The organism is Pseudomonas sp. RIT623, from assembly GCF_004519305.1.
Lineage (GTDB): Bacteria > Pseudomonadota > Gammaproteobacteria > Pseudomonadales > Pseudomonadaceae > Aquipseudomonas.
The window spans coordinates 1-23929 of the sequence record NZ_SOZA01000010.1; the positions used below are offsets into that span (position 1 = coordinate 1).

Genomic DNA, 23929 nt, shown 5'->3' on the forward strand with positions numbered 1-23929 from the left:
CGAGCGCCTGGAGCATTTGCAGCGCCTGCTGGAAAGCCAGTTGCAACCGGCGGCACGCGAGCACTGCCATGTGGCATCGTGGAAAGAAGGCACCTTGTTGCTGGTGGTGACCGATGGCCACTGGGCCACGCGTCTGCGCTACCAGCAAAAACGTCTGCAGCGCCAACTGCTGGCGCTGGAAGCCTTCGCCAACCTGACGCGCATTCTGTTCAAGGTGCAGCCGCCGCTGGTGCCGGCCAAGCGCGAAGGCCAAGGGCCGGAACTGTCTGAAAACGCCGCCCAGAGCATTCGTGGCTCGGCCGAGGGCATCAGCGACCCGAAGCTCAAGGCTGCACTGGAGCGCCTGGCGGCGCATGCCAAAGGCTAACCCGTAAAAAGCCCCCCAGGAGATCGAGATCCATGTAGGAGCCGGCTTGCCGGCGAACCTGCCACACCCCGCAGTGCCAGGTTCGCCGGCAAGCCGGCTCCTACGAAAATCGCGCAAGGCCTTCACAAGCAAGCCCATAGTTTGTTGAGGCCGCTCCCCTACCTATCAAAGTCGCAGGCATAAAAAAGGCCACCCGAAGGTGGCCTCAATGAACTAGAGAGTGTTCGAACTTACACGGCCGCGACAGGGCGCATGTACGAGATCGGTGCCGTGCTGGCATCTTCGAACGTGACCACTTCCCAGGCATCGGTTTCGGCGATCAGCTTGCGCAGCAGCTGGTTGTTCAGCGCGTGTCCGGACTTGTAGCCCTTGAACTCGCCGATCAGGCTGTTGCCCAGCAGGTAGAGGTCGCCGATGGCGTCGAGAATCTTGTGCTTGACGAATTCGTCATCGGAACGAAGGCCGTCTTCGTTGAGCACACCGGTTTCGTCGACGACGATGGCGTTCTCGACACTGCCACCCAGCGCAAGGTTGTGCTTGCGCAGGTACTCGATGTCACGCATGAAACCGAAGGTGCGGGCGCGACTGACTTCCTTCACGAACGAGGTGCTGGAGAAGTCGACGACCGCGCTCTGGGTCTGGCCCTTGAGGACCGGGTGATCGAAGTCGATCTCGAAGCTCACCTTGAACCCGTCGAACGGCAGGAAAGTGGCGCGCTTGTCGCCCTCTTCCACTGTCACTTCGCGCAGGATGCGGATGAACTTCTTCGGTGCGTCCTGTTCTTCCAGGCCGGCCGATTGGATCAGGAATACGAAGGGTCCGGCGCTGCCATCCATGATCGGCACTTCCGAGGCGGAGAGCTCGACGTAGGCGTTATCGATGCCCAGGCCCGCCATGGCGGAGAGCAGGTGCTCGACCGTATCGACTTTGACGTCACCGTTGACCAATGTCGTGGACATGGTGGTCTCACCGACGTTGGCCGCGCGCGCCGGGATTTCGACCACAGGGTCGAGGTCGGCGCGACGGAAGACGATGCCGGTGTCGACAGGCGCAGGCTTGAGGGTCAGGTAGACCTTCTCCCCGGAGTGCAGGCCGACACCTGTGGCACGGATGGTATTCTTCAGGGTGCGTTGTCTAATCATGGCATTGGCCGCTTCAGCGCAAATTGCGAACAGGTATCAACAAAGGCTGGGGATGATAACAGACCCGGCCTTTGCTGAACACCAATCACCCTTATACCCCTGATAAATTCCATTAATCGGCCTGGCGACGCAGGAAGGCCGGGATATCCAGGTAGTCCAGGTCATCCTGAGGATTGAGTTTAGCGGCTGCCGCGGCACCTGCGTGGGCCTGGTTGCGCATCACGGTCGGACGCTCCAGGTCACGGTAGTTGACGGCTGGCTGCTCCTGGCGAACCGGCGCCGGGTTGGACGACTCGTACACCTGCTGTGCGGTCTGCAGGGTGTTGTCGACGACCTTGACCGGCTTCTCGATGCGCGCGCCCAGGCCGGTGGCCACCACGGTCACATGCAGTTCGTCGCGCATGTCCGGGTCGATCACGGTGCCGACCTTGACCATCGCGTGGTCGGAGGCGAAGGCCTCGATGATGCTACCCACGTCGGAGTACTCACCCAGCGACAGGTCGGGACCGGCGGTGATGTTCACCAGGATGCCGCGGGCGCCCTGCAGGTTGACGTCTTCGAGCAGCGGGTTGCGGATCGCCGCCTCGGTGGCTTCGCGCGCACGGTTCGGGCCGCTGGCGCAACCGGTGCCCATCATCGCCATGCCCATCTCGCCCATCACGGTGCGCACGTCGGCGAAGTCGACGTTGATCATGCCCGGACGCTTGATGATGTCGGAGATACCGCGCACGGCACCGGCCAGCACGTCGTCGGCCTTGGCGAAAGCGGACAAGAGGCTGGCATCCTTGCCCAGGATGGTCAGCAGCTTCTCGTTGGGGATGGTGATCAACGAGTCGACGCTCTCGGCCAGCATGCGGATGCCTTCATCGGCGATCTGCATGCGCTTGCGACCTTCGAACGGGAACGGACGGGTCACCACCGCGACGGTGAGGATGCCCATTTCCTTGGCCACTTCGGCGATGATCGGCGCCGCGCCGGTACCGGTACCGCCGCCCATGCCGGTGGTGATGAACACCATGTTGGTGCCCTGCAGCACCTCGGCGATGCGCTCACGGTCTTCCAGCGCGGCCTGGCGGCCGACTTCCGGATTGGCGCCGGCACCCAGGCCCTTGGTCACGCCAGTGCCCAATTGCAGGATGGTGCGCGCGCCGATGTTCTTCAGCGCCTGGGCATCGGTGTTGGCGCAGATGAACTCGACGCCTTCGATGTTGCTTTTGACCATGTGGTTGACGGCGTTGCCGCCACCACCGCCGACGCCGATCACCTTGATGACCGGACTTTGCGGGACGTTGTCTACGAGCTCGAACATTTTCCCTCTCCTTACAGTTCTCTAGTTGTCGCGCCTACCACTACTGCTTTGAAACTCAGAAGTTGCTCTGGACCCAACGCTTGAGTCGCTCAAGCACTGGCCCCTTGGGTTCATCGCCATAGCTGTTGTTGCTGTTGCTGCTGTTGCTGATACCGGTCAGGGACGGGTCCTCGGACTGCTTCTGCAGACCGTAGGTGAGCAGACCCACGCCGGTGGAATAGATCGGGTTGCGTACCACGTCGCTCAGGCCGCGCACGCTGTGCGGCACGCCCAGGCGTACCGGCATGTGGAAGATTTCCTCGGCCAGTTCCACGGCGCCTTCCATCTTCGCGGTGCCGCCGGTGAGGACGATGCCGGCCGGCACCAGGTCCTCGAAGCCGCTACGACGCAGTTCGGCCTGGATCAGGGTGAACAGTTCGTCGTAACGCGGCTCGACCACCTCGGCCAGGGCTTGGCGCGACAGTTCGCGCGGTGGGCGGTCACCGACGCTCGGCACCTTGATGGTCTCGCCGGCACCGGCCAGCTTGGCCAGGGCGCAGGCGTAGCGGATCTTGATCTCCTCGGCGTATTGCGTCGGGGTGCGCAGGGCCATGGCGATGTCGTTGGTGACCTGGTCGCCAGCAATCGGGATTACCGCGGTGTGGCGGATCGCGCCTTCGGTGAAGATGGCGATGTCGGTGGTGCCGCCACCGATGTCCACCAGGCACACGCCCAGTTCTTTTTCGTCGTCGGTCAGCACCGAATACGCCGAGGCCAGTTGCTCGAGGATGATGTCGTCGATTTCCAGGCCGCAACGACGCACGCATTTCTCGATGTTCTGCGCCGCGTTGACCGCGCAGGTAACCACGTGGACCTTGGCTTCCAGACGCACGCCCGACATGCCCAGCGGTTCGCGCACGCCTTCCTGGTTGTCGATCACGTAGTCCTGCGGCAGCGTGTGCAGTACCCGCTGGTCAGCCGGGATGGCCACGGCCTGGGCGGCGTCGAGCACGCGCTCGAGGTCGGCGGTGCTCACTTCGCGGTCGCGGATGGCGACGATGCCGTGGGAGTTGAGGCTGCGGATGTGATTGCCGGCCACGCCGACGAACGCCGAGTGAATGCGGCAGCCGGCCATCAGCTGGGCCTCTTCCACGGCGCGCTGGATCGACTGCACGGTCGATTCGATGTTCACCACCACGCCCTTCTTCAGGCCGCGCGATGGGTGGGTGCCGATGCCCACGATCTCCAGGGTGCCGTCCTCGCCGACTTCACCCACCAGCGCCACCACCTTGGAAGTGCCGATGTCCAGCCCGACGATCATTTTGCCGCTATGCGCGTTTGCCATGGTCCTGCCTCTCTCTAATTCTTCGCAACGGCGGGTTGGGCCGTCGTCGGTGCATTCGGTTCCCGCCAACCAACGGCAAGTCCGTTGGAATAACGCAGATCGATGCGGGCGATATTGGTGATCTGGTCTTTAAGCGTCTTGTCGTAAATGGCAATGAAACGGCGCATCTTCTCCACCAGGTGGTCGCGCCCCAGCAGCAGCTCGATGCCTGGGCCGGCGCTACCCGCGCCAGTGGTCAGGAACCAGCTGCCTCGCTCGCGCAGCTCCAGGCGAGCGATGGAAAAGCCCATGGGGCGCAGCATCTGGCTCAATACCTGATACTGCTGCATGACTTGTTGCTGAGCGCGCTGCGGCCCGAACAGCTGCGGCAGGTGCTCGTAGTTGGCCAGCTCGCGCGGGGTGAAGGCCTGGCCTTGGTTGTTGAGCAAGGCCTCGTCACCCCAACGCGCCACCGGCAACTGTTCTTCCAGGCGGATCACCACCTCGTCCGGCCACACCCGGCGCACTTCGGCATGGGCGATCCAGGGCATCTGCTCGAGCTCGACACGCATCGCCGCAAGGTCGACGGTGAAGAAGCTCGCCGCCACGTAGGGCGCAATGCGCTGTTGCACCGACTGCTGGCTGATGTAGCTGAGGTCGCCCTGCACGTCGATCTTGGTGATCGGCCGATCGGCATACGGCATCAGGCGGATGGCGCCTTCATAGGCGCCAAAGCCTGCGGCCACCAGCAGCACCGGCCACAGCAGGCGCTTGAGGCCGCCGAAGCTAGGCCGCGGCAGGCGCGCCGATACGGGCTCGTCGGCCACCAGTCGGCTGGCACCACGCGGCACCGGCTTGCTACGGCCGGTGACGGGTTGCTGCTGACGTATCATCGCGCCTTGCATGATTGCTTAACCTCGCGTCGCTACGCTGTCGGCCAGGATCGCCAGCACCAGTTGCTGGAAGTCCAGGCCGGCCGCGCGGGCCGCCATGGGCACCAGGCTATGGTCGGTCATGCCCGGTGCGGTGTTGACTTCGAGCAGCCAGAAGCGGCCCTGCTCGTCCTGCATCACGTCCAGCCGGCCCCAGCCTTCGATGCCAATGGCATCGCAGGCGCGCGCGGTCAGGTCGATCAGTTCCTGTTCCTTGGCACTGTCCAGGCCGCACGGGATGCGGTACTGGGTGTCATTGGCGATGTACTTGGCGTCGTAGTCGTAGAACACATGCGGGGTGCCCAGCGCGATCGGCGGCAGCACCTGGCCACGCAGCACGGCGATGGTGAACTCCGGACCGTGGATCCACTGCTCGACCAGCACTTGCGAATCGTACTTGGCGGCGTCTTTCCAGGCGGCGACCAGCTCTTGCTCGCTGTTCACCTTGGCCATGCCGATGCTTGAACCTTCATGGGCAGGTTTGACGATCAACGGGAAGCCCAGTTCCGCGCTGGCGGTCACGCAATCCTGCTCGCTGGCCAGCACCGCGTGACGCGGCGTGGGGATACCCAGGCTCTGCCAAACCTGTTTGGTGCGCAGCTTGTCCATGGCCAGCGCCGAGGCCAGGATGCCGCTGCCGGTGTAGGGAATCCCCAGGCACTCGAGCAAGCCCTGCATGCTGCCATCTTCGCCGCCACGACCGTGGAGGATGATGAAGGCGCGGTCGATCTGCTCGCTTTGCAGTCGGGTCAGCAGGTCGTCGCCGACGTCGATGGCGACTACGTCGACACCAGCGTTGGTCAGCGCTTCGATCACTGCCTTGCCCGACTTCAGGGAAACCTCACGCTCGGCGCTCTTGCCGCCGTACAGCACGGCGACGCGGCCGAAGGCCTTGACGTCGAGGGTGGAGTGCAGCTTGTCGTAGGCGCTGGTCATTTCGACTTCTCCTGCTTGGCGCCTGCGAACAGCGGGCTTTTCATCAGTTGCGGGGCCAGGCCGCCGACATCGCCGGCGCCCTGGCAGATCAGGATGTCGCCGGCGCGTAGCAACGGCTTGACCAGCGGCGCCAGCTCGGCGCCACGTTCGATGTAGATCGGGTCGAGCTTGCCGCGCTGGCGGATGCTGTGGCACAGCTGACGGCTGTCGGCACCGGGGATCGGCTCTTCGCCGGCCGGGTAGACCTCCATCAGCAGCAGCACGTTGGCATCGCCCAACACCTGCACGAAGTCGTCGTACAGATCGCGCGTGCGGCTGTAGCGGTGCGGCTGGTAGACGATCACCAGGCGCCGGCTCGGCCAGCCGCCACGCACGGCCTTGATCACCGCGGCGACCTCGGTCGGGTGGTGACCGTAGTCGTCGACCAGCATCACGCTGCCGCCGTCGACCGGCAGCTCGCCGTACACCTGGAAGCGTCGACCGACGCCCTGGAAGCCCGACAGGCCCTGGACTATGGCTTCGTCGCTGATGCCTTCGTCGGTGGCGATGGCGATGGTGGCCAAAGCGTTGAGCACGTTGTGATTGCCTGGCATGTTCACCGACACTTCCAGCGGCTCGCAGTCACGGCGCAGCACGGTGAAGTGGGTCTGCATGCCCTGCTGGCGCACATTGATGGCGCGGATGTCGGCCTCTTCGCTGAAGCCATAGGTCACGGTCGGACGCTTGACCTGCGGCAGGATCTCGCGCACCACCGGGTCGTCCAGGCACATCACCGCCAGCCCGTAGAACGGCAGGTTGTGCAGGAACTCGACGAAGGTCTTCTTCAGCTTGTTGAAGTCGCCTTCGTAGGTCGCCATGTGGTCGGCGTCGATGTTGGTGACCACGGCCACCATCGGCTGCAGGTGCAGGAAGCTGGCGTCGCTTTCATCGGCTTCGGCGATCAGGTAGCGGCTGGTGCCCAGCTGGGCATTGGTACCGGCCGCGGTCAGGCGCCCGCCGATGACGAAGGTCGGGTCCAGGCCGCCGGCGGCGAACACCGAGGCCAGCAGGCTGGTGGTGGTGGTCTTGCCGTGGGTGCCAGCCACCGCCACGCCGTGGCGATAGCGCATCAGCTCGGCGAGCATCTCGGCGCGCGGCACCACGGGGATGCGCCGTTCCAGGGCGGTGGCGACTTCCGGGTTGGCCGGATTGATCGCGCTGGACACCACCAGCACATCGGCAGTGGCGGCGTTCTCGGCGCGGTGGCCGACGAAGATCTGCGCGCCGAACGACTGCAGGCGCTCGGTGACCGGCGACTCCTTGAGGTCGGAGCCGGACACTTCATAGCCCAGGTTCAGCAGCACTTCGGCGATGCCGCACATGCCCACGCCGCCGATACCGACGAAGTGGATGCGACGGATGCGGCCCATCTTCGGTTGCGGCATGGCTTTCTGGCTTTCAACCATGGGCCACCTCCAGGCAGATATCGACCACGGTGCTGGTTGCATCAGGCTTGGCCAGGCGCCGTGCGGTGCCAGCCATGGTGTTGAGTTTCTCGGGTTGCATCAGCACCTCGTTCAGGCGTTCAGCGAGCTGCGCTGCGCCAGTTGTCGCTTGTGGCATCAGGAAGGCAGCGCCTTCACGAGCCAGGTATTGGGCGTTGTGGGTCTGGTGGTCGTCGATGGCGTGGGGCAAGGGCACCAGCATCGAGGGCAGGCCTGCCGCCGCGAGTTCACTGACGGTCAGGGCGCCGGCCCGGCACACCACCATATCGGCCCAGCCATAGGCGTGGGCCATGTCCTTGATGAACGGTTCGACCTGGGCCTCGACACCGGCCTCGTGATATCGCTCGGCGGTGACCGGCGCGTGGTTCTTCCCGGCCTGGTGGAACACTTCGGGGCGCAGGTTCGCCGGCACTTCGGACAGGGCCTTAGGCAACAATTTGTTCAATGGTTCCGCACCCAGGCTGCCACCCATCACCAGCAGGCGCGCGCGGCGCTCGGCCAAGGGCGCGCGGGTAGCGTCCATGAACAGCTCAGGGCGCACCGGGTTGCCGGTGGTGCGCAGCTTGTCACTGGCGGCGAAGGTGTCCGGGAAGGCTTCGCAGACCCGCGCCGCCATCGGCAGCAGCAGGCGGTTGGTCGTGCCGGCCCGGGCGTTCTGTTCGTGGATCACCAGCGGCACGCCGCACAGCCGCGCGGCCAAGCCGCCGGGGCCGGTCACGTAGCCACCGAAGCCGACCACGCAGACCGGCTTGAGCTCGCGCACGATGCGCCGCGCCTGGAGCACCGCCTTGACCAGGGTGAACGGCGCCTTGAGCAGGGACAGCTTGCCCTTGCCACGCAGGCCCGTAACCTGGATCAGGTGCAACGGCAACCCGGCCTGGGGCACCAGTTCGTTCTCGATGCCGCGCGGGGTACCCAGCCAGTGCACGCTGTAGCCGCGCGCCTGGAACTCGCGGGCACAGGCCAGCGCAGGGAACACGTGGCCACCGGTACCGCCGGCCATGATCAGGACATTCTTGCCGTCAGCGGCCATGACTGGTCTCCTCGGCAAAGTCGCTTTCGTTGAATTCGTGCTCTTCGCTGCCCAGGTGCGTGCGGCTCTCCCACTCGATCCGCAGCAACAGCCCAACGCAAGCGCAGCAGATCACCAGCGAGCTGCCGCCGTAGCTCAGGAACGGCAAGGTCAAGCCCTTGGTTGGCAGCAGGCCGACGTTCACCCCGATGTTGATCAGGAACTGGCCGATCCACAGGAACGACAGGCCGAACGCCATGTAGGCGGCGAAGAACTGTTTGGCCTTCTCGGCCCACAAGCCGATGTACAGCGCGCGCACGGTGATGAACACGAACAGCGCGATGGTCAGCAGCGAGCCGATCACCCCCAGCTCTTCGGCCAGCACCGAGAACACGAAGTCGGTGTGCGCCTCGGGCAGGTAGAACTGCTTCTGCACGCTGTTGCCCAGGCCCACGCCCAGCCACTCGCCGCGGCCGAAGGCGATCAGCGCCTGGGTCAGCTGGTAGCCGGAGCCGAACTGGTCGGACCAGGGATCGGTGAAGGTGATCAGGCGCGCCATCCGGTAGGGCTGGGCCTGCACCAGCACCACCACCGATATCACCGCCAGCACCACCATCAGCGAGAAGCGGAACAAGCCCACCCCGCCGAGGAACAGCATGGCCGCCGCGGCGCCCATCATCACCACCGTGGCACCGAAGTCCGGCTCCATCAGCAGCAGGCCGGCCATTGGCAGCAGCACGATGAACGGTTTGAAGAAGCCCATCCAGCTTTCGCGCACCTCGGTCTGCCGGCGCACCAGGTAGCCGGCGAGATAAATGACCACGAAGACCTTGGCGATCTCCGAGGGCTGGACGTTGAAGAAGCTGAAGCCGATCCAGCGCATCGAGCCGTTCACTTCGCGGCCGATGCCGGGCACCAGCACCATCACCAGCAGGCCGAAGGCGCCGATCAGCATCATGAAGCCCATGCGCTGCCAGGTGGCGATCGGCACCAGGATCGTCAACACTCCGGCGCCGAGCCCCAGGGCCACGTACACCAGGTGGCGGAACATGTGGTACAGCGGGTTACCCGACTGCACGGCAGCCACTTCCGAGGAGGCCGAGGTGATCATCACCAGTCCCAGGCCCAGCAGCGCCAGGCAACCGGCCAGCAGCGGGAAGTCGAGGTCGATGCCACGACCGCTGATCAGCGGCGACGGGTAAGGCTTGAGGATGCCGAAGATCATGCCAGCCCCTCCACTGCCTGGGCGAACAGGCGCCCGCGTTGTTCGAAGTTCTTGAACATGTCCAGGCTGGCGCAGGCCGGCGACAGCAGCACCGCGTCCCCCGGCTGGGCCAGTTCGGCGCAGCGCTGCACGGCTTCGTCGAGGGTCTTGACCCGTACTTGCGCCACGGCATCGCCCAATGTTTCAGCCAGACGCTCGGCATCACGACCGAGCAACACCACGGCACGGCAGTGTTGAGCCACCGGTACGCGCAGGGCGGCGAAGTCGGCGCCCTTGCCATCGCCACCGGCGATCAGCACCAGCTTGCCTTCGATATCGGCGCCCAGGCCTTCGATGGCGGCCAGGGCTGCACCGACGTTGGTAGCCTTGGAGTCGTCGTACCAGTTCACGCCGTTGCGCTCGCGCACCCACTGGCAACGGTGGGCCAGGCCCTTGAATTCGCGCAGGGCTTCGAGCATCGGCTCGAATGGCAGGCCGGCGGCATGGCCGAGGGCAAGCGCGGCCAAGGCGTTGCTCTGGTTGTGAGCGCCGCGGATCTTCAGCTCACGCACCGGCATGAGGGTCTGCAATTGGAACGCCAGGTACTTCTCGCCATCGACCTCGCGCAACCCAAAGGCTTTGAAGTCCGGTGCATTGAGACCAAAGCTCCAGCTCGGACGGCCTTCGACCGGCAGCGGCCGGCTCAGGGCATCCTGGCGATTGACCACCACCTGGCGGGCGCCACGGAAGATCCGGTGCTTGGCCAGATGATAGGCCGGCAGGCCGCTGTAGCGGTCCATGTGGTCTTCGCTGATGTTCAGCACAGTGGCTACTTCGGCGTTGAGCTGGTCGGTGGTTTCCAGCTGGAAGCTCGACAGCTCCAGCACGTACAGCTCAACGTCATCGGCCAGCAAGTCGAGGGCCGGCGTGCCGAGGTTGCCGCCCACTGCCACACGTTTGCCGGCCTTGGCGGCCATCTCGCCGACCAGGGTGGTCACGGTGCTCTTGGCGTTGGAACCACTGATCGCCACGATCGGCGCCTTGGCATGACGGGCGAACAGCTCGATATCGCCGGAAAGCTTCACGCCGCGCGCGGCGGCCTGCTGCAAGGCCGGAGTGGCCAGGGCCAGGCCGGGGCTCACGTACAGCTCGCTGGCGCGGCAGAGGAACTCGACGTCCAGCTCGCCACAGCGCACTTCCACCTGCGGGTATTCACGGCGCAGGGTGTCCAGTTCCGGCGGTTGCTCGCGGGTGTCGGCGACCGCAAAGGCAATGCCCCGGTTCGCCAGGAAGCGAACCAGGGACATGCCGCTCTTGCCGAGGCCGACAACGATGCGGAATTGGTCGGAAGCGATCAGTGACACGCTCGTTTACCTCAGTTTCAGGGTGGCAAGGCCGATCAGCACCAGGATCACGGTGATGATCCAGAAGCGGACGATCACCCGAGGTTCGGGCCAGCCCTTGAGTTCAAAGTGGTGGTGGATCGGCGCCATGCGGAACACGCGCTTGCCGGTCAGCTTGAAGGAGGCCACCTGAATGACCACCGACAGGGTTTCCATGACGAACACGCCGCCCATGATGAACAGCACGATTTCCTGGCGCACGATCACCGCGATTGTGCCCAGCGCGGCGCCCAGTGCCAGGGCGCCAACGTCGCCCATGAACACCTGGGCCGGGTAGGTGTTGAACCACAGGAAGCCCAGGCCGGCGCCGATCAGCGCGCCGCAGAACACGATCAGCTCGCCAGCACCCGGCACGTAGGGAATCAGCAGGTATTCGGCGAACTTCACGTTGCCCGACAGGTAGCAGAAGATGCCCAGGGCACCGCCGACCATCACCGTCGGCATGATCGCCAGGCCATCGAGGCCATCGGTGAGGTTGACCGCGTTGCTCGAGCCGACGATGACGAAATAGGTGAGCACGATGAACCCGGCACCCAGCGGAATGGCCAGGTCCTTGACCATCGGGATGATCAGCGTGGTTTCGACGCTGGTCGGCGCGGTCTGGTAGAGGAAGATCGCCGCCGCCAGGCCGAATACCGATTGCCAGAAGTACTTCCAGCGGCTCGGCAGGCCACGGGAGTTCTTTTCGATCACCTTGCGGTAGTCGTCGACCCAGCCGATGGCGCCGAACGCCAGGGTGACGATCAGCACCACCCATACGTAGCGGTTGCTCAGGTCGGCCCACAGCAGGGTGCTGATGGCGATGGCCGACAGGATCAGCGCGCCGCCCATGGTCGGGGTGCCGGACTTGGACAGGTGCGATTGCGGGCCGTCGTTACGCACGGCCTGGCCGATCTGGCGGATCTGCAGGGTACGAATCATCCAGGGGCCCAACCACAGGGCCAGGGACAACGCGGTCAGTACACCCAGGATCCCGCGCAGGGTCAGGTACTGGAAGACCGCGAAGCCCTTGTGGAACTGTTGCAGATACTCGGCCAACAGCAGCAGCATTAATGTTTCTCCCCGCAAGCTTCGCACAATGCCGCCACGACGTTTTCCATCGCAGCGCTGCGCGAGCCCTTGATCAAGATAGTGGTATCGCTGGCGGTCTCGGCGCTAACGGCATCGATCAGCTCAGCTTGAGTAGCGAAATGGCGGGCATTGGCACCAAACGCCTGAACGGCGTGGGCCATGTTGGCGCCCACCGCGTACAGCGCGTCGACCTTGCCGCGGGCGTAGTCGCCCACTTGCCGGTGACCTTCCTCGGCCCATTGCCCCAGTTCGCCGATATCCCCGAGCACCAGGACGGTGCGACCGGAAAAGCCGGCGAGTATATCAATGGCGGCACACATCGAGGTGGGATTTGCGTTGTAGCTGTCGTCGATCACCCGCGCGCCGCTGGGCGCAATCTGCGCAACGGTGCGACCCTTGACCGGTTGCACGGCGCCAAGACCGGCGGCAATACCACTCAGGCTCAGACCAACGGCGTGGGCGGCAGCGGCAGCGGCCAGCGCATTGCTGACGTTGTGGGTGCCGAGCAGGTTCAATTGCACCGGGACGCTGCCGTCCGGGCCATGCAGGGTGAACGATGGGCAGCCACGGGCATCGCGGCCGATGTCACTGGCATGGAAGTCGGCCTGCGGGTTGTCCAGGGCGAAGCTGACGACACGGTGACTGCCGGCACGCTTGTGCCAGATGTCGAACGCCTTGTCGGCCAGGTTGAGGATGGCCGTGCCACCCTCGCCCAGGCCTTCGAGAATCTCGCCCTTGGCCTCGACGATCTTCTCCGGGCCGCCGAACTCGCCGACATGGGCGGTACCGGCGTTGTTGATGACGACCACCTGCGGCTGGGTCAGGCCGACGGTATAGCGGATCTCGCCAATGCGCGACGCGCCCAGCTCGATCACCGCGGCGCTGTGCTCCGGGGCGATTTCCAGCAGGGTCAGCGGCGCGCCGAGGTCGTTGTTGAGGTTGCCACGGGTAGCATGCACCGGGCCGCGGGTACGCAGGATAGCGGCGAGCATTTCCTTGACCGTGGTCTTGCCGCTGGAGCCGGTGATGGCCACCACCGGCTTGTCGAAAGCAGCACGGTTCAGCGCGCCCAGCTGACCAAGCGCGACCCGACAGTCGGCGACCACCAGCTGTGGCAGGTCGACATCGCTGACCTCGCGCTCGACCAGCGCGGCGACGGCGCCTTTGGCCTTCACGTCGGCCAGGTAGTCGTGGCCATCGAAGCGCGGCCCGGTCAGGGCGACGAACAGTTGACCGGCGGCAACGCTGCGGCTGTCGATACTGACACCGGTAAAGGTGGCGCCGGCGCCCGCCAGGCGCGCATTCAGGGCGCCAGTCAACTGGCTGAGGGTCATCGGCTTAAGCATGTGGCGCCTCCCAGGCGGCAAGGGCCCTCTCGGCTTCGACCAGGTCGGAGAAGTCATGGCGCTGGCCATTGATCTCCTGGTAATCCTCGTGCCCCTTGCCAGCCAGGACGATCACATCCTCGGCAGCAGCAGTGGCGACCAGGTGGGCAATGGCCTGGCCGCGGCCGGCGACGAACTCCACGCTGTCGGGCTGGGCAAAACCGGGACGAATGTCATCGAAGATGCGCTGCGGATCCTCGGTACGCGGGTTGTCATCAGTCACCAGCACACGATCGGCCAGGCGCTCGGCGACTGCCGCCATCAGCGGACGCTTGCCGGCGTCACGATCACCGCCACAGCCGAACAGGCACAGCAACTTGCCGTGGGCATGCGGGCGCAATGCCTCGAGCACCTTTTCCAGGGCATCCGGGGTGTGGGCGTAGTCGACCACCACCAACGGCTTCTCACCGCCACCCAGGCGCTGCATGCGGCCGACCGGCCCCTGCAGCTGCGGGGTGACTTTCAGGATCTCGTCCAGCGAATAATCCAGCGCCAGCAAGGTCGCCACCGCCGCCAGCATGTTGCTCAGATTGAAGCGCCCCAGCAGTTGGCTGCGCAGGCTGCGTTCGCCCTGCGCGGTGACGAGGGTGGCCCGTACGCCATCATCGTCGAACGTGGCCTCGCGGCAGAACAGCGAAGCGTCCGGGTTTTCCAGGCTGTAGCTGAGCAACCGGGTCTCGATATGATCGGTACTCGGGCGGCGGGCGAAGTCGGCAGCCAGGCGGCGTCCGAACTCATCATCCAGGTTGACTACCTGGCAGCGCAGGCTCGGCCAGGCGAACAGCTTGGCCTTGGCGGCCCCATAGGCCTCCATGCTGCCGTGATAGTCCAGGTGATCGCGCGACAGGTTGGTCATCACCGCGATATCGAACTCCAGCGCGGCGACACGCCCCTGCTCGAGGGCGTGAGAGGACACTTCCATGGCCACGGCCCTGGCACCCGCTTTTTTCAGGTCGTTCAGGGTCGACTGCACGGCGATGGGGTCCGGCGTGGTCAGGCGGCCGCTCTGCAACTCACCGTAGAAGCCGGTGCCCAGGGTGCCGATCAGCCCGCAACGCTGACCAAGGGCATCGAGCGCCTGGGCCACCAGCTGAGTGACGCTGGTCTTGCCATTGGTGCCGGTGACACCCACCAGGTTCAACTGGCGGCTGGGCTCGCCATAGAAGCGCCCGGCGATCTGCGACAGCTGGCCGACCAGCCCCTTGACCGGGATCAGCGGCGCGTCGGTAATCGGCAACACGCAGGTGCCCTGCTCTTCATAGGCGACCGCGGCGGCGCCACGGGACAGCGCGTCGGCAATATGCTCACGGCCGTCGACCTTGGCGCCCGGCACGGCGAGGAACAGATCGCCCTGGCGCACCTGGCGGCTGTCCAGGGTCAGCTCGCGGATCAACGGATCGCGGCTGGCATGGGCGAACAATTTGCTCAATGGCATCGTCATCAACCTCGCCCTCCCTTGGCGGGTACTGCGCTGGCTTGCTGCGTCGAGGACGGCGGCAGGTTGTCCGGCGGTACATTCATCAGGCGCAGGGTGCCCGACATCACTTTGCTGAATACGGGGGCCGAGACCAGGCCACCGAAGTAGCCGCCCTTGCTCGGCTCGTCGATGACCACGACGATCGCGTAGCGCGGGTCGCTCATCGGGCCGAAGCCGGCGAACAGCGAGCGGTAGGCGTTCTCGGTGTAGCCCTTGGAACCTACGGTGGCTTTACGCGCCGTACCCGACTTGCCGCCTACGTGGTAGAACGGCACCTGCGCGCGGAACACCCCGCGCGGCGCCTCGATCACTTGCTGCAGCATGCCCTGCACGGTCTCGGCGGTTTCCTTGGGGATCGCCTGCACCGCTTCCGGGGCCTTGTCGACCTTGAGAATCGACAGCGGCACCATCTTGCCGTCGTTGGCCAGGGCGGCGTAGGCATGCACCAATTGCAGGGCGGTCACCGACACGCCGTAGCCATAGGACAGCGTGGCGGTCTCGGCCTTGCGCCACTCGCGGTGGTTGGGCAGGTTGCCGACGCGCTCGCCGGGGAAGCCAAGGCCGGTGTACTGGCCCAGACCGACCTGGGACATGACCCGGTAGATGGCTTCGCCACCGATATCGAAGGCGATCTTGCTCATGCCGACGTTGGACGAGTTGATCAGGATGCCGGTCAGGTCGAGGATCGGGCCCTCGCTGCGCGACACGTCCTTGATGGTGTAGCGGCCAATCTGCAAGCTGCCCGGGTACACCTCGACCTTGTCGGTGACCTTCCAGCGGCCGCTTTGCAAGGCGGCGCTCATGGAAATCGGCTTGACCGTCGAGCCCGGCTCGAACACGTCGATGATCGCCCGGTTGCGCATCGCGGCGGGGAACATGCTGCGGCGGTTGTTCGGGTTGTAGGTCGGCTGGTTGACCATGGCCAGGACCTCGCCGGTCTTGACGTCCATGATCACCAGGCTGCCGGCCTTGGCCTCCTGCTCGGCGATGGCGTTGCGCAGCTCGCGGGTGGCCAGGTACTGCAGGCGCAGGTCTATCGACAACGCCAAGGTCTTTCCGGCCTTGGCGTTCTTGGTAACCTGGATGTCCTTGATCAGCCGGCCGCGCCGGTCCTTGATCACCTGACGCTTGCCGGGCACCCCGGCGAGCCATTCGTCATAGGCCAGCTCCACACCCTCGCGACCGTGATCGTCGAGGTCGGTGAAGCCGACCATGTGCGCGGTGACATCACCGGCCGGGTAGAAGCGGCGGAACTCTTCCAGGCCATAGACGCCCGGCACTTTCAGGTCGAGCACATGCTGGCCCTGTTCCGGGGTCAGGCCACGGACCAGATAGATGAATTCCTTGTTGGCCTGCTGGGTAAGACGCTCGACCAGTTGCTGCGGGTTCTGCCCCAGGGCGGCGGCCAGTTGCGGCCAGCGTTCTTTCGAGGCCTGCATTTCCTTGGGGTTGGCCCACAGGGTGGTGACCGGGGTACTGACGGCCAGGGGCTCGCCATTGCGGTCGGTGATCAGGCCACGGTGGGCGGGGATAGGAATGTGTCGCAGGCTGCGGGCATCGCCCTGGCCCTTGAGGAAGTCGCGGTCGACCACCTGCAGGTCGATGATGCGCCAGCAGATGGCACCGACCATCAACGCCAGCAAGCCGATCACCACGCGGAAGCGCCAGGGATAAAGTGCGCCTTCGAGCTTCATCATGGCGCCACCATCCGCACTTCGTCAGCCGCCGGCACACGCATCTTGAGCTGCTCGGAGGCCAGGCTCTCGATACGGCTGGCCGCGGTCCAGGTGCTTTGCTCGAGGATCAACCGGCCCCATTCGGCCTGGGCCTTGTCGCGCTCGCTCAGCTCGCCGTACAGGGTGTTGAGCAATTGACGGTTCCAGTGCGCGCTGTAGGACACGGCGATAGCCGAAATCAGCACGCCGACGAACAGCAGAAGCATCAGGAAGCTTCCGCCTGGCAATGGCTTGGCGAACAGGCGGCTCACCGCAACTTCTCCGCCACCCGCATCACGGCGCTGCGCGACCGCGGGTTGGCCTTGAGTTCGGCGTCGGAGGCGAACTGTGCCTTGCCGATGAGCTTGATCTTCGGCTCGAAGACCTTGTGCTGCACCGGCAGGTTGCGCGGCAGGTTGTCTGCCTCGCCCTTGACCAGTTTGCGCATGAACAGCTTGACGATACGATCTTCCAACGAGTGGAAGCTGATCACCGCCAGGCGGCCACCGACTTCGAGGGCATCGAGCGCGGCCTCAAGGCCGCTCTCGAGGTCGCCCAGTTCGTTGTTGACATGGATACGCAGGCCTTGGAAGGCGCGGGTCGCCGGGTTCTTGCCCTTTTCCCAGGCCGGGTTGGCGACCTTGAGCACCTCGGCCAAATCGGCGGTACGGGTGAACGGCTGCTTCTCGCGGCGCTCGACCACGGCGCGTGCCATGCGGCCGGCAAAACGCTCTTCGCCGTACTCTTTGAACACCCGGGCGATTTCTTCGACGCTGGCGCTGGCGATGAACTCGGCGGCGCTGATGCCCTGGGCGGGGTTCATGCGCATGTCCAGCGGGCCATCGTTGAGGAAGCTGAAGCCGCGCTCGGGGTCATCCAGCTGTGGCGAGGACACGCCCAGGTCGAGCAGGACGCCGCTGACCTTGCCGTCCAGGCCGCGGGCGCGCACTTCGTCGCCGAGCTCGGCAAAGCTGCGCTGCACAATGACAAAGCGGCCGTCTTCGGCCGCCAGCGCTTGCCCGGTGGCAATCGCTTGAGGATCTTTGTCGAACCCCAGCAGCCGCCCTTGCGGCCCGAGCTTGCTGAGGATCAGGCGGCTGTGGCCGCCACGCCCGAAGGTGCCGTCCAGATAGCAACCGTCGGCGCGCAAGGCCAATGCCTCGACAGCTTCGTCGAGCAGGACGGTGATGTGGTTGAAGCCGCTATCTATGGTCACAGGATCAGGTCACGCAAATCATCGGGCATGGCGCCCGGTTGTTGAATAGCTGCGAGGTCGGCTGCCGAAACCGCGTTCCAGGCATCCTCGTCCCACAGCTGGAATTTGTTCAGCTGCCCCACCAGCATCGCCTTCTTGTCCAGCTTGGCGTACTCACGCAGGCGTGGCGGCACCAGGAAACGCCCGCTGCCATCGAGCTCCAGGTCCACCGCGTTACCGATCAGCAAACGCTGCAGGCGGCGGTTTTCCTCACGCAACGATGGCAAGGCGCGCAACTTGGCTTCTATCTGTTCCCACTCATCGAGGGGATAAACACACAAGCAGGGGTCAACGGCGTCGATGGTCACGATCAGTTGACCATTGCAACGCGAATCGAGCTCGTCACGGTACCGGCTCGGCATGGCGAGACGGCCCTTGGCATCGAGACTGACGGCGTTGGCTCCGCGGAACACGGCTGTGATTCCCCACAATGTTAGCTTTTTTGTGTCAGAAAACCCACTTCATCCCACTTTCTGCCACTTGCGCACACTATAGGAATCCGCCCGCCACACCGTCAAGGCACGTTCATAAGGAAATCCCTTACAGGACGGCGATTTAGCGCAACAAAGGAAGGCCGAAGGAATACCGGAGAGGAAAAATGGCGGGAAAAATCAAACACACTCAAGTGGATAGAGTGCGAAGTTAAAGTGATTTATTAAGAGTAAGATTTTTTTGGTATTACCAGGACACATCTGCTATCGATTCAAGCAGGGAAGGAAGAGGTGGAGAGTCGATCTGTAAGCCGGGTTTTGTCGAGGACAGTCATTCCTCTACGACGGCCATCACTGGACGCCTCTAGCAACCTACCCGGTTCCGACGCGGGCCACGCCGTATGGAACCCTATTTGGTCTTGCTCCGAGTGGGGTTTACCTAGCCACGGACTGTTGCCAGCCGTGCGGTGCGCTCTTACCGCACCTTTTCACCCTTACCGGCACCGAAGTGCTTAGGCGGTTGTTTTCTGTGGCACTTTCCGTAGGCTCGCGCCTCCCAGGCGTTACCTGGCACTCTGCCCTATGGAGCCCGGACTTTCCTCCCCCGCCCCTTGCGGAACAAAAGACGGCAGCGACTGTCCGATCGACTCTCCGCCGCCAAGGTTACCGGGACACGCGCTCGAGAACAAGCGAGACGACAACCAATATCACTACGCCATTAGTCGGCCTTCTGTTTCTCCAAGGCCAATTGATAGAGCAGGTTCTTGCGCACACCGGTAATTTCCGCCGCCAACGCCGCCGCTTTCTTCAGCGGCATCTCGGCCAGCAGCAGATCCAGCACGCGCTGGGCTTCGGCGCTGATTGCCTGCTCGCCCTCCGGCGCGCTCCAGCCGGCCACCAACACCACGCACTCGCCACGCTGCTGGTTGCTGTCGCCCTGCACGAACCCGCGCAACTCAGCCAACGGCAAGCCCTTGAGGGTCTCGAAGGTCTTGCTGATCTCGCGAGCCAGCACGGCTGGGCGCTCCCCCCCGAACACCGCCTCCATGTCTTCCAGGCACTCCAGGATACGGTGCGGCGCCTCATAGAAGATCAAGGTCCGCGGCTCTTCCTTGACCTGCTCCAGGCGTGCCCGGCGCCCGGCCGCCTTGGCCGGCAGGAAGCCTTCGAAGATGAAGCGGTCCGACGGCAAGCCCGCCGCCGACAACGCGGCGATCAACGCGCAGGCACCCGGCACCGGCACCACCTGCACCCCGGCGGCGCGCGCTTGACGCACCAGGTGATAGCCAGGATCGGAAATCAACGGCGTGCCGGCATCGGACACCAGCGCCACATCGTCGCCCGCCAGCAAGCGAGTGATGAAGCGCCCGCCCTCGTCGCGCTCGTTGTGCTCATGGCAGGCCGCCAGCGGCGTATCGATGCCAAAATGCTGCAGCAGGCGCACCGAGTGGCGCGTGTCCTCGGCGGCGATCAGGCTGACCTGGGCCAGCACCTTCAGCGCCCGCGCGCTCATGTCGTCGAGGTTGCCGATGGGCGTGGCCACCACATACAACTTGCCCAACGCGGAATTCGAACCCCCTGCACCATCAGTCACTGCGCACACCTGCTTTCACGGATCAAAGGCCGCCATTGTAGCCCGAGCGCCGGCAACAGGGCGCAAAGAACTTCGCCCTGCGCCGCGCGCCAGCCACCTATAGTGAAGGTTCACCGTCGGCAACATCGCGCCGGGCGCGAGGCTTGGGTACAATTGCCGGCCAACTTGATCGAGTAACAGGACCTTTACATGATCGCTTGCCTGCGGCTGCTCACAGCCCTCTGCCTCGCTGCCCTGCTGGCAGCCTGCGCCAGCTCGCCCTCATCCAGCCTGGGCGAACTGCCGCGCACCCCGGACGCCAGCATCGAGCAACTGCTCGACAAGGCGGCTTCCAGCAAGTCCGCCGAGGACGCGGCCCTGCTGCGCCTGAGCGCCGCCGACCTGGCCTACAAGCAGAAGGACTTCCCGCGCGCGGCTCGCATCCTCGAGCAGGTGCAACTGGAGCCGCTCAAGCCTGCCCAGCAAGTGTTCGCCTCGACCCTGGCCGCCGAGCTGGCGATGAGCCGCAACCAGCCCAAGGCCGCCCTGACCGCCCTCGCCCACCCCAGCCTGCAACGGGTCGGCGAACTGCCGGACGAGCAGCAGGCGCGCACCTATAGCGTGCACGCTGCAGCCCTCGAGGCCGACGGCCAGGCCCTGGCGGCCGCCCAGCAGCGCGTGGCACTGAGCCCGCTGCTCAGCGGCCAGGCCGCCGCCAGCAACCAAGACGCGATCTGGGCCCTGGTCGCCGCGCTGCCCGCCGAACAGCTGCAGCAACCGGCCGCCAACGAAACCCTGGCCGGATGGACCAGCCTGGCCTTCGCCGTGAAAAGTGCCGGCACCCTCGAGCAGCAACAGGCCGCCATCGACACCTGGCGCAAGCAACACCCGGACCACCCGGCCGCCAAACAGCTGCCCACGGCGCTGGTCAAGCTCAAGGAACTGGCCAGCCAACCGCTGACCAAGATCGCCCTGCTGCTGCCCCAGGAAGGCCCGCTGGCCGGTGTCGCCCGCGCCCTGCGCGACGGCTTCATGGCCGCCCACTTCCAGGCCGCGCAAGGTGGCCAGCCAGCACCGGCGGTACAGGTGTTCGACAGCTCGCGCATCACCTCCCTCGACGACTTCTACCGACAAGCCCAGGCCGCCGGCGTGCAACTGGTGGTCGGCCCACTGGAAAAACCACTGGTGAAGAAACTCGCCGGCTACCCGCAGTTGCCGATCACCACCCTGGCCCTGAACTACGCCGATGCCGGGCAGAAAGCCCCGCCGCAGCTGTTCCAGTTCGGCCTGGCCGCCGAAGACGAAGCCCGCGAAGTGGCCCGCCGCGCCCGCGCTGACGGCATGGTCCGCGCCGTGGCCCTGGTGCCGAGCGGCGAATGGGGCGACCGCGTGCTGGCGGCCTTCCGCCAGGACTGGGAAAGCAACGGCGGCACCCTGCTCGCCGCCGAGCGCATTGCCCAGCCCGTCGCCCTGGCCCAGCAGATTGCCCAGCTGTTCCAGCTGCGCCAGAGCGAAGCCCGGGCCAAGAGCCTGCAAAGCACCGTGGGCGGCAACATCGCCGCGCAACCGTCGCGCCGCCAGGACATCGACTTCATCTTCCTCGCCTCGACCCCACAGCAGGCCCAGCAGATCAAGCCGACCCTGAACTTCCAGTACGCCGGCGACGTGCCGGTCTACGCCACCTCCAACCTGTACAGCGCCAGCGGTGACGTGAACCAGTACAACGACATGAACGGCATCCGCTTCTGCGAAACGCCATGGCTGCTCGACACCAGCAACAGCCTGCGCCAGCAGGTGGTCCAGCAGTGGCCACAGGCAGCCGGCAGCCTCGGCCGCCTGTACGCCATGGGCGTCGATGCCTACAGCCTGGCGCCGCGCCTGGGCCAGCTCAAGGCCCTGCCGGACAATCGCGTCGAAGGTCTGTCCGGTAGCCTGAGCATGAGCCCGAGCCAGCGCGTGGAACGCCAGCTGCCATGGGCCGAGTTCGCCGGCGGCCAGGTCAAGCGCCTGCCGGACACCCCGCGCTAATGCCCAGCGCATCGCCCAGTTGCGCCGGCCAAGCTGCTGAAGACCAGGCCCTTGCCTTTCTGCAAGGGCACGGCCTGCAGTTGCTGACGCGCAACTGGCGATGCAGCGGTGGCGAGCTCGATCTGGTCATGCTCGATGCCGATACAGTAGTATTCGTCGAAGTCCGCTACCGGTGGCACGCGCAGTTCGGCGGAGCGCTCGGCAGCATCGATGGGCGCAAGCAGCAGCGACTGGCGCTTGCCGCCAACCTTTTCCTGCAGCACGAGCCCCGTTGGGCCGACCAGCCCTGCCGCTTCGACGTCGTCGCGCTGCAGGGCAAGGGGCACGCCGGGCAACCGCTTCAATGGCTGAAAAACGCCTTCGAATGCTGAACCCTATTCGATTTTTTTGCTCTATGTTTCGCGGGCTGGTCACTGTTGCGCGCCGCGCCAGCCACCGCCCCACTTAAGGTCACACCAGATGGACATGCAATCCCGAATTCGCCGGCTGTTCCAGGCCAGCATCGACACCAAGCAACAGGCAATGGACATCCTGGCACCCCACATCGAGCAGGCCAGCCTGGTCATGGTCAACGCCCTGCTCAGCGACGGCAAGATGCTCGCCTGCGGCAACGGCGGTTCGGCCGGCGATGCCCAGCACTTTTCCTCGGAACTGCTCAACCGCTTCGAGCGCGAGCGCCCGAGCCTGCCGGCCATCGCCCTGACCACCGACAGCTCCACGCTCACCTCGATCGCCAACGATTACAGCTACAACGAAGTGTTCTCCAAGCAGATCCGCGCCCTGGGCCAGCCCGGTGACGTCCTGCTGGCGATCTCCACCAGCGGCAACTCGGCCAACGTGATCCAGGCGATCCAGGCCGCGCACGACCGCGAAATGATTGTCGTCGCCCTGACCGGCCGCGACGGCGGCGGCATGGCCTCGCTGTTGCTGCCCGAGGACGTGGAAATCCGCGTCCCTTCGAGCGTCACCGCGCGCATCCAGGAAGTCCACCTGCTGGCGATCCACTGCCTGTGCGACCTGATCGACAGCCAACTGTTCGGGAGTGAAGAATGATCCCCAAGCGTCTCGGCCTGATGGCCCTCACCCTGTGCCTGGGCCTGTCCGGCTGCAGCTCGGTCCTGACCTCGGCACGCAATTCGCCGATCGAGGATGACCGCGGCACCCGCACCATCGGCAGCAAGATCGACGATTCGCTGATCGAGACCAAGGTCTCGGTCAACATCGCCAAGGCCAACCCGGACCTGGACAAGGGCTCGCACATCGTCGTCAGCAGCTACAACGGCGTTGTCCTGCTGGCCGGCCAGACCCCGCGCGCCGACCTCAAGTCCCTCGCCGAGCAGACCGCCGGCCAGGTACAACGGGTCAAGAAAGTACACAACGAGCTGCAGGTGATGCAGCCCTCGTCGATTCTGGCGCGCAACAACGATGCCTGGCTGACCACCAAGATCAAGACCCAGATGCTGACCGACGAGAACGTCCCCAGCTCGCGAATCAAGGTGATCACCGAAAACGGCATCGTCTACCTGCTCGGCCTGGTGCGTCAGCAAGAGGCCAATGCCGCCACCAACGTGGTGCAGGGCGTATCGGGCGTGCAGAAGATCGTCAAGCTGTTCGAATACATCGATTGACTCTCTCGCCGGCTTGCCGGCGAACCAACCCCACCAGGAAACACCCATGAAGAAGTTGTTGCTGCCCACCCTGCTGATCGGCGCCTTCGCCACCCTCGCCGGCTGCTCCACCCCGAGCGTCATCGTCCTCAACGACGGCCGCGAACTGCAGACCACCGACACCCCGTACTACGACCGCGACTCCGGCTTCTATGAGTTCAAACAACTCGATGGCAAGCCGACCCGCATCAACAAGGACCAGGTTCAGACCATCAAGGACCTGTGATCCGCACCG

The 23929-nt window shown here is 65.0% G+C and carries 23 protein-coding genes and 1 other RNA gene; 6 read left to right on the forward strand and 18 right to left on the reverse strand.

From position 1 onward, the window contains the following. A partial coding sequence (locus E3U47_RS09415; protein WP_134691048.1) for a DUF721 domain-containing protein occupies positions 1 to 367 on the forward strand: 367 nt, incomplete at its 5' end. A 230-nt stretch (positions 368 to 597) separates the two neighbouring features. Here E3U47_RS09415 and lpxC read toward each other — a convergent pair. The 18 genes from lpxC to rsmI all read right to left on the reverse strand — a co-directional run bounded on the left by lpxC (position 598) and on the right by rsmI (position 20020). Beyond that, positions 598 to 1509 (reverse strand): UDP-3-O-acyl-N-acetylglucosamine deacetylase, encoded by a 912-nt coding sequence (lpxC, locus tag E3U47_RS09420; protein ID WP_023629817.1) that lies wholly within the window; start codon positions 1507 to 1509, stop codon positions 598 to 600. Positions 1510 to 1621: 112 nt separating this feature from the next. Continuing rightward, a complete protein-coding gene (ftsZ, locus tag E3U47_RS09425; RefSeq protein WP_134691050.1) occupies positions 1622 to 2818 on the reverse strand; it encodes a cell division protein FtsZ in 1197 nt (398 codons plus the stop codon). Positions 2819 to 2873: 55 nt separating this feature from the next. Next, entirely contained in the window at positions 2874 to 4142 is a 1269-nt protein-coding gene (gene ftsA / locus E3U47_RS09430) for a cell division protein FtsA (RefSeq protein WP_134691051.1), read from the reverse strand. Positions 4143 to 4156: 14 nt separating this feature from the next. Next, positions 4157 to 5026 carry a cell division protein FtsQ/DivIB gene (locus E3U47_RS09435; protein ID WP_134691053.1) on the reverse strand — a complete coding sequence of 290 codons (870 nt, stop codon included), beginning with the start codon at positions 5024 to 5026 and terminating at the stop codon, positions 4157 to 4159. Positions 5027 to 5032: 6 nt separating this feature from the next. Beyond that, positions 5033 to 5989 carry a D-alanine--D-alanine ligase gene (locus E3U47_RS09440; protein WP_134691055.1) on the reverse strand — a complete coding sequence of 319 codons (957 nt, stop codon included), beginning with the start codon at positions 5987 to 5989 and terminating at the stop codon, positions 5033 to 5035. After that, complete coding sequence (gene murC, locus E3U47_RS09445; protein ID WP_134691057.1) at positions 5986 to 7434, reverse strand: UDP-N-acetylmuramate--L-alanine ligase; 1449 nt, start codon at positions 7432 to 7434, stop codon at positions 5986 to 5988. Before murC ends, E3U47_RS09440 begins: the two co-directional genes overlap by 4 nt. Further along, the gene (gene murG, locus E3U47_RS09450; RefSeq protein ID WP_134691059.1) at positions 7427 to 8506 is read right to left on the reverse strand and encodes an undecaprenyldiphospho-muramoylpentapeptide beta-N-acetylglucosaminyltransferase; all 1080 of its coding nucleotides are present in this window, start codon (positions 8504 to 8506) and stop codon (positions 7427 to 7429) included. Before murG ends, murC begins: the two co-directional genes overlap by 8 nt. Further along, a complete protein-coding gene (gene ftsW / locus E3U47_RS09455) occupies positions 8496 to 9710 on the reverse strand; it encodes a putative lipid II flippase FtsW (RefSeq protein WP_134691061.1) in 1215 nt (404 codons plus the stop codon). The genes murG and ftsW overlap by 11 nt, the downstream gene beginning before the upstream one ends. Next, positions 9707 to 11053 carry a UDP-N-acetylmuramoyl-L-alanine--D-glutamate ligase gene (gene murD / locus E3U47_RS09460; RefSeq protein WP_134691062.1) on the reverse strand — a complete coding sequence of 449 codons (1347 nt, stop codon included), beginning with the start codon at positions 11051 to 11053 and terminating at the stop codon, positions 9707 to 9709. The genes ftsW and murD overlap by 4 nt, the downstream gene beginning before the upstream one ends. 6 nt (positions 11054 to 11059) lie before the next feature. Continuing rightward, on the reverse strand, positions 11060 to 12142 hold the full coding sequence (gene mraY, locus E3U47_RS09465) for a phospho-N-acetylmuramoyl-pentapeptide-transferase (protein ID WP_134691063.1): 1083 nt from the start codon (positions 12140 to 12142) through the stop codon (positions 11060 to 11062). Beyond that, the gene (murF, locus tag E3U47_RS09470; protein ID WP_134691064.1) at positions 12142 to 13509 is read right to left on the reverse strand and encodes a UDP-N-acetylmuramoyl-tripeptide--D-alanyl-D-alanine ligase; all 1368 of its coding nucleotides are present in this window, start codon (positions 13507 to 13509) and stop codon (positions 12142 to 12144) included. The genes mraY and murF overlap by 1 nt, the downstream gene beginning before the upstream one ends. Beyond that, a complete protein-coding gene (locus tag E3U47_RS09475) occupies positions 13502 to 14989 on the reverse strand; it encodes a UDP-N-acetylmuramoyl-L-alanyl-D-glutamate--2,6-diaminopimelate ligase (RefSeq protein WP_134691066.1) in 1488 nt (495 codons plus the stop codon). Before E3U47_RS09475 ends, murF begins: the two co-directional genes overlap by 8 nt. After that, positions 14989 to 16719, reverse strand: a complete 1731-nt coding sequence (locus tag E3U47_RS09480; protein WP_167659463.1) for a penicillin-binding protein 2 — start codon at positions 16717 to 16719, stop codon at positions 14989 to 14991. The genes E3U47_RS09475 and E3U47_RS09480 overlap by 1 nt, the downstream gene beginning before the upstream one ends. After that, the gene (gene ftsL, locus E3U47_RS09485; protein ID WP_134691069.1) at positions 16719 to 17012 is read right to left on the reverse strand and encodes a cell division protein FtsL; all 294 of its coding nucleotides are present in this window, start codon (positions 17010 to 17012) and stop codon (positions 16719 to 16721) included. The genes E3U47_RS09480 and ftsL overlap by 1 nt, the downstream gene beginning before the upstream one ends. Continuing rightward, entirely contained in the window at positions 17009 to 17956 is a 948-nt protein-coding gene (rsmH, locus tag E3U47_RS09490; RefSeq protein ID WP_134691071.1) for a 16S rRNA (cytosine(1402)-N(4))-methyltransferase RsmH, read from the reverse strand. The genes ftsL and rsmH overlap by 4 nt, the downstream gene beginning before the upstream one ends. Then, positions 17953 to 18408: a division/cell wall cluster transcriptional repressor MraZ gene (mraZ, locus tag E3U47_RS09495; RefSeq protein ID WP_011535546.1), complete on the reverse strand. Its 456-nt coding sequence runs from the start codon at positions 18406 to 18408 to the stop codon at positions 17953 to 17955. Before mraZ ends, rsmH begins: the two co-directional genes overlap by 4 nt. A gap of 309 nt (positions 18409 to 18717) precedes the next feature. After that, positions 18718 to 19077, reverse strand: an RNA gene (rnpB, locus tag E3U47_RS09500) — RNase P RNA component class A. A 67-nt stretch (positions 19078 to 19144) separates the two neighbouring features. Then, positions 19145 to 20020, reverse strand: coding sequence for a 16S rRNA (cytidine(1402)-2'-O)-methyltransferase (rsmI, locus tag E3U47_RS09505; RefSeq protein ID WP_134691073.1), 876 nt, complete (start codon positions 20018 to 20020; stop codon positions 19145 to 19147). Between the two features lie 189 nt (positions 20021 to 20209). Here rsmI and E3U47_RS09510 point away from each other — a divergent pair, with 189 nt between their 5' ends. The 5 genes from E3U47_RS09510 to E3U47_RS09530 all read left to right on the forward strand — a co-directional run bounded on the left by E3U47_RS09510 (position 20210) and on the right by E3U47_RS09530 (position 23920). Beyond that, the gene (locus tag E3U47_RS09510) at positions 20210 to 22027 is read left to right on the forward strand and encodes a penicillin-binding protein activator (RefSeq protein ID WP_134691075.1); all 1818 of its coding nucleotides are present in this window, start codon (positions 20210 to 20212) and stop codon (positions 22025 to 22027) included. After that, positions 22027 to 22398 carry a YraN family protein gene (locus tag E3U47_RS09515; RefSeq protein ID WP_134691077.1) on the forward strand — a complete coding sequence of 124 codons (372 nt, stop codon included), beginning with the start codon at positions 22027 to 22029 and terminating at the stop codon, positions 22396 to 22398. Before E3U47_RS09510 ends, E3U47_RS09515 begins: the two co-directional genes overlap by 1 nt. Positions 22399 to 22486: 88 nt before the next feature. Further along, entirely contained in the window at positions 22487 to 23080 is a 594-nt protein-coding gene (locus tag E3U47_RS09520) for a phosphoheptose isomerase (RefSeq protein WP_134691079.1), read from the forward strand. Beyond that, complete coding sequence (locus E3U47_RS09525) at positions 23077 to 23655, forward strand: BON domain-containing protein (protein WP_134691081.1); 579 nt, start codon at positions 23077 to 23079, stop codon at positions 23653 to 23655. Before E3U47_RS09520 ends, E3U47_RS09525 begins: the two co-directional genes overlap by 4 nt. Before the next feature lie 46 nt (positions 23656 to 23701). Further along, the gene (locus E3U47_RS09530; RefSeq protein ID WP_134691083.1) at positions 23702 to 23920 is read left to right on the forward strand and encodes a YgdI/YgdR family lipoprotein; all 219 of its coding nucleotides are present in this window, start codon (positions 23702 to 23704) and stop codon (positions 23918 to 23920) included. The last annotated feature ends 9 nt before the right edge of the window (positions 23921 to 23929 follow it).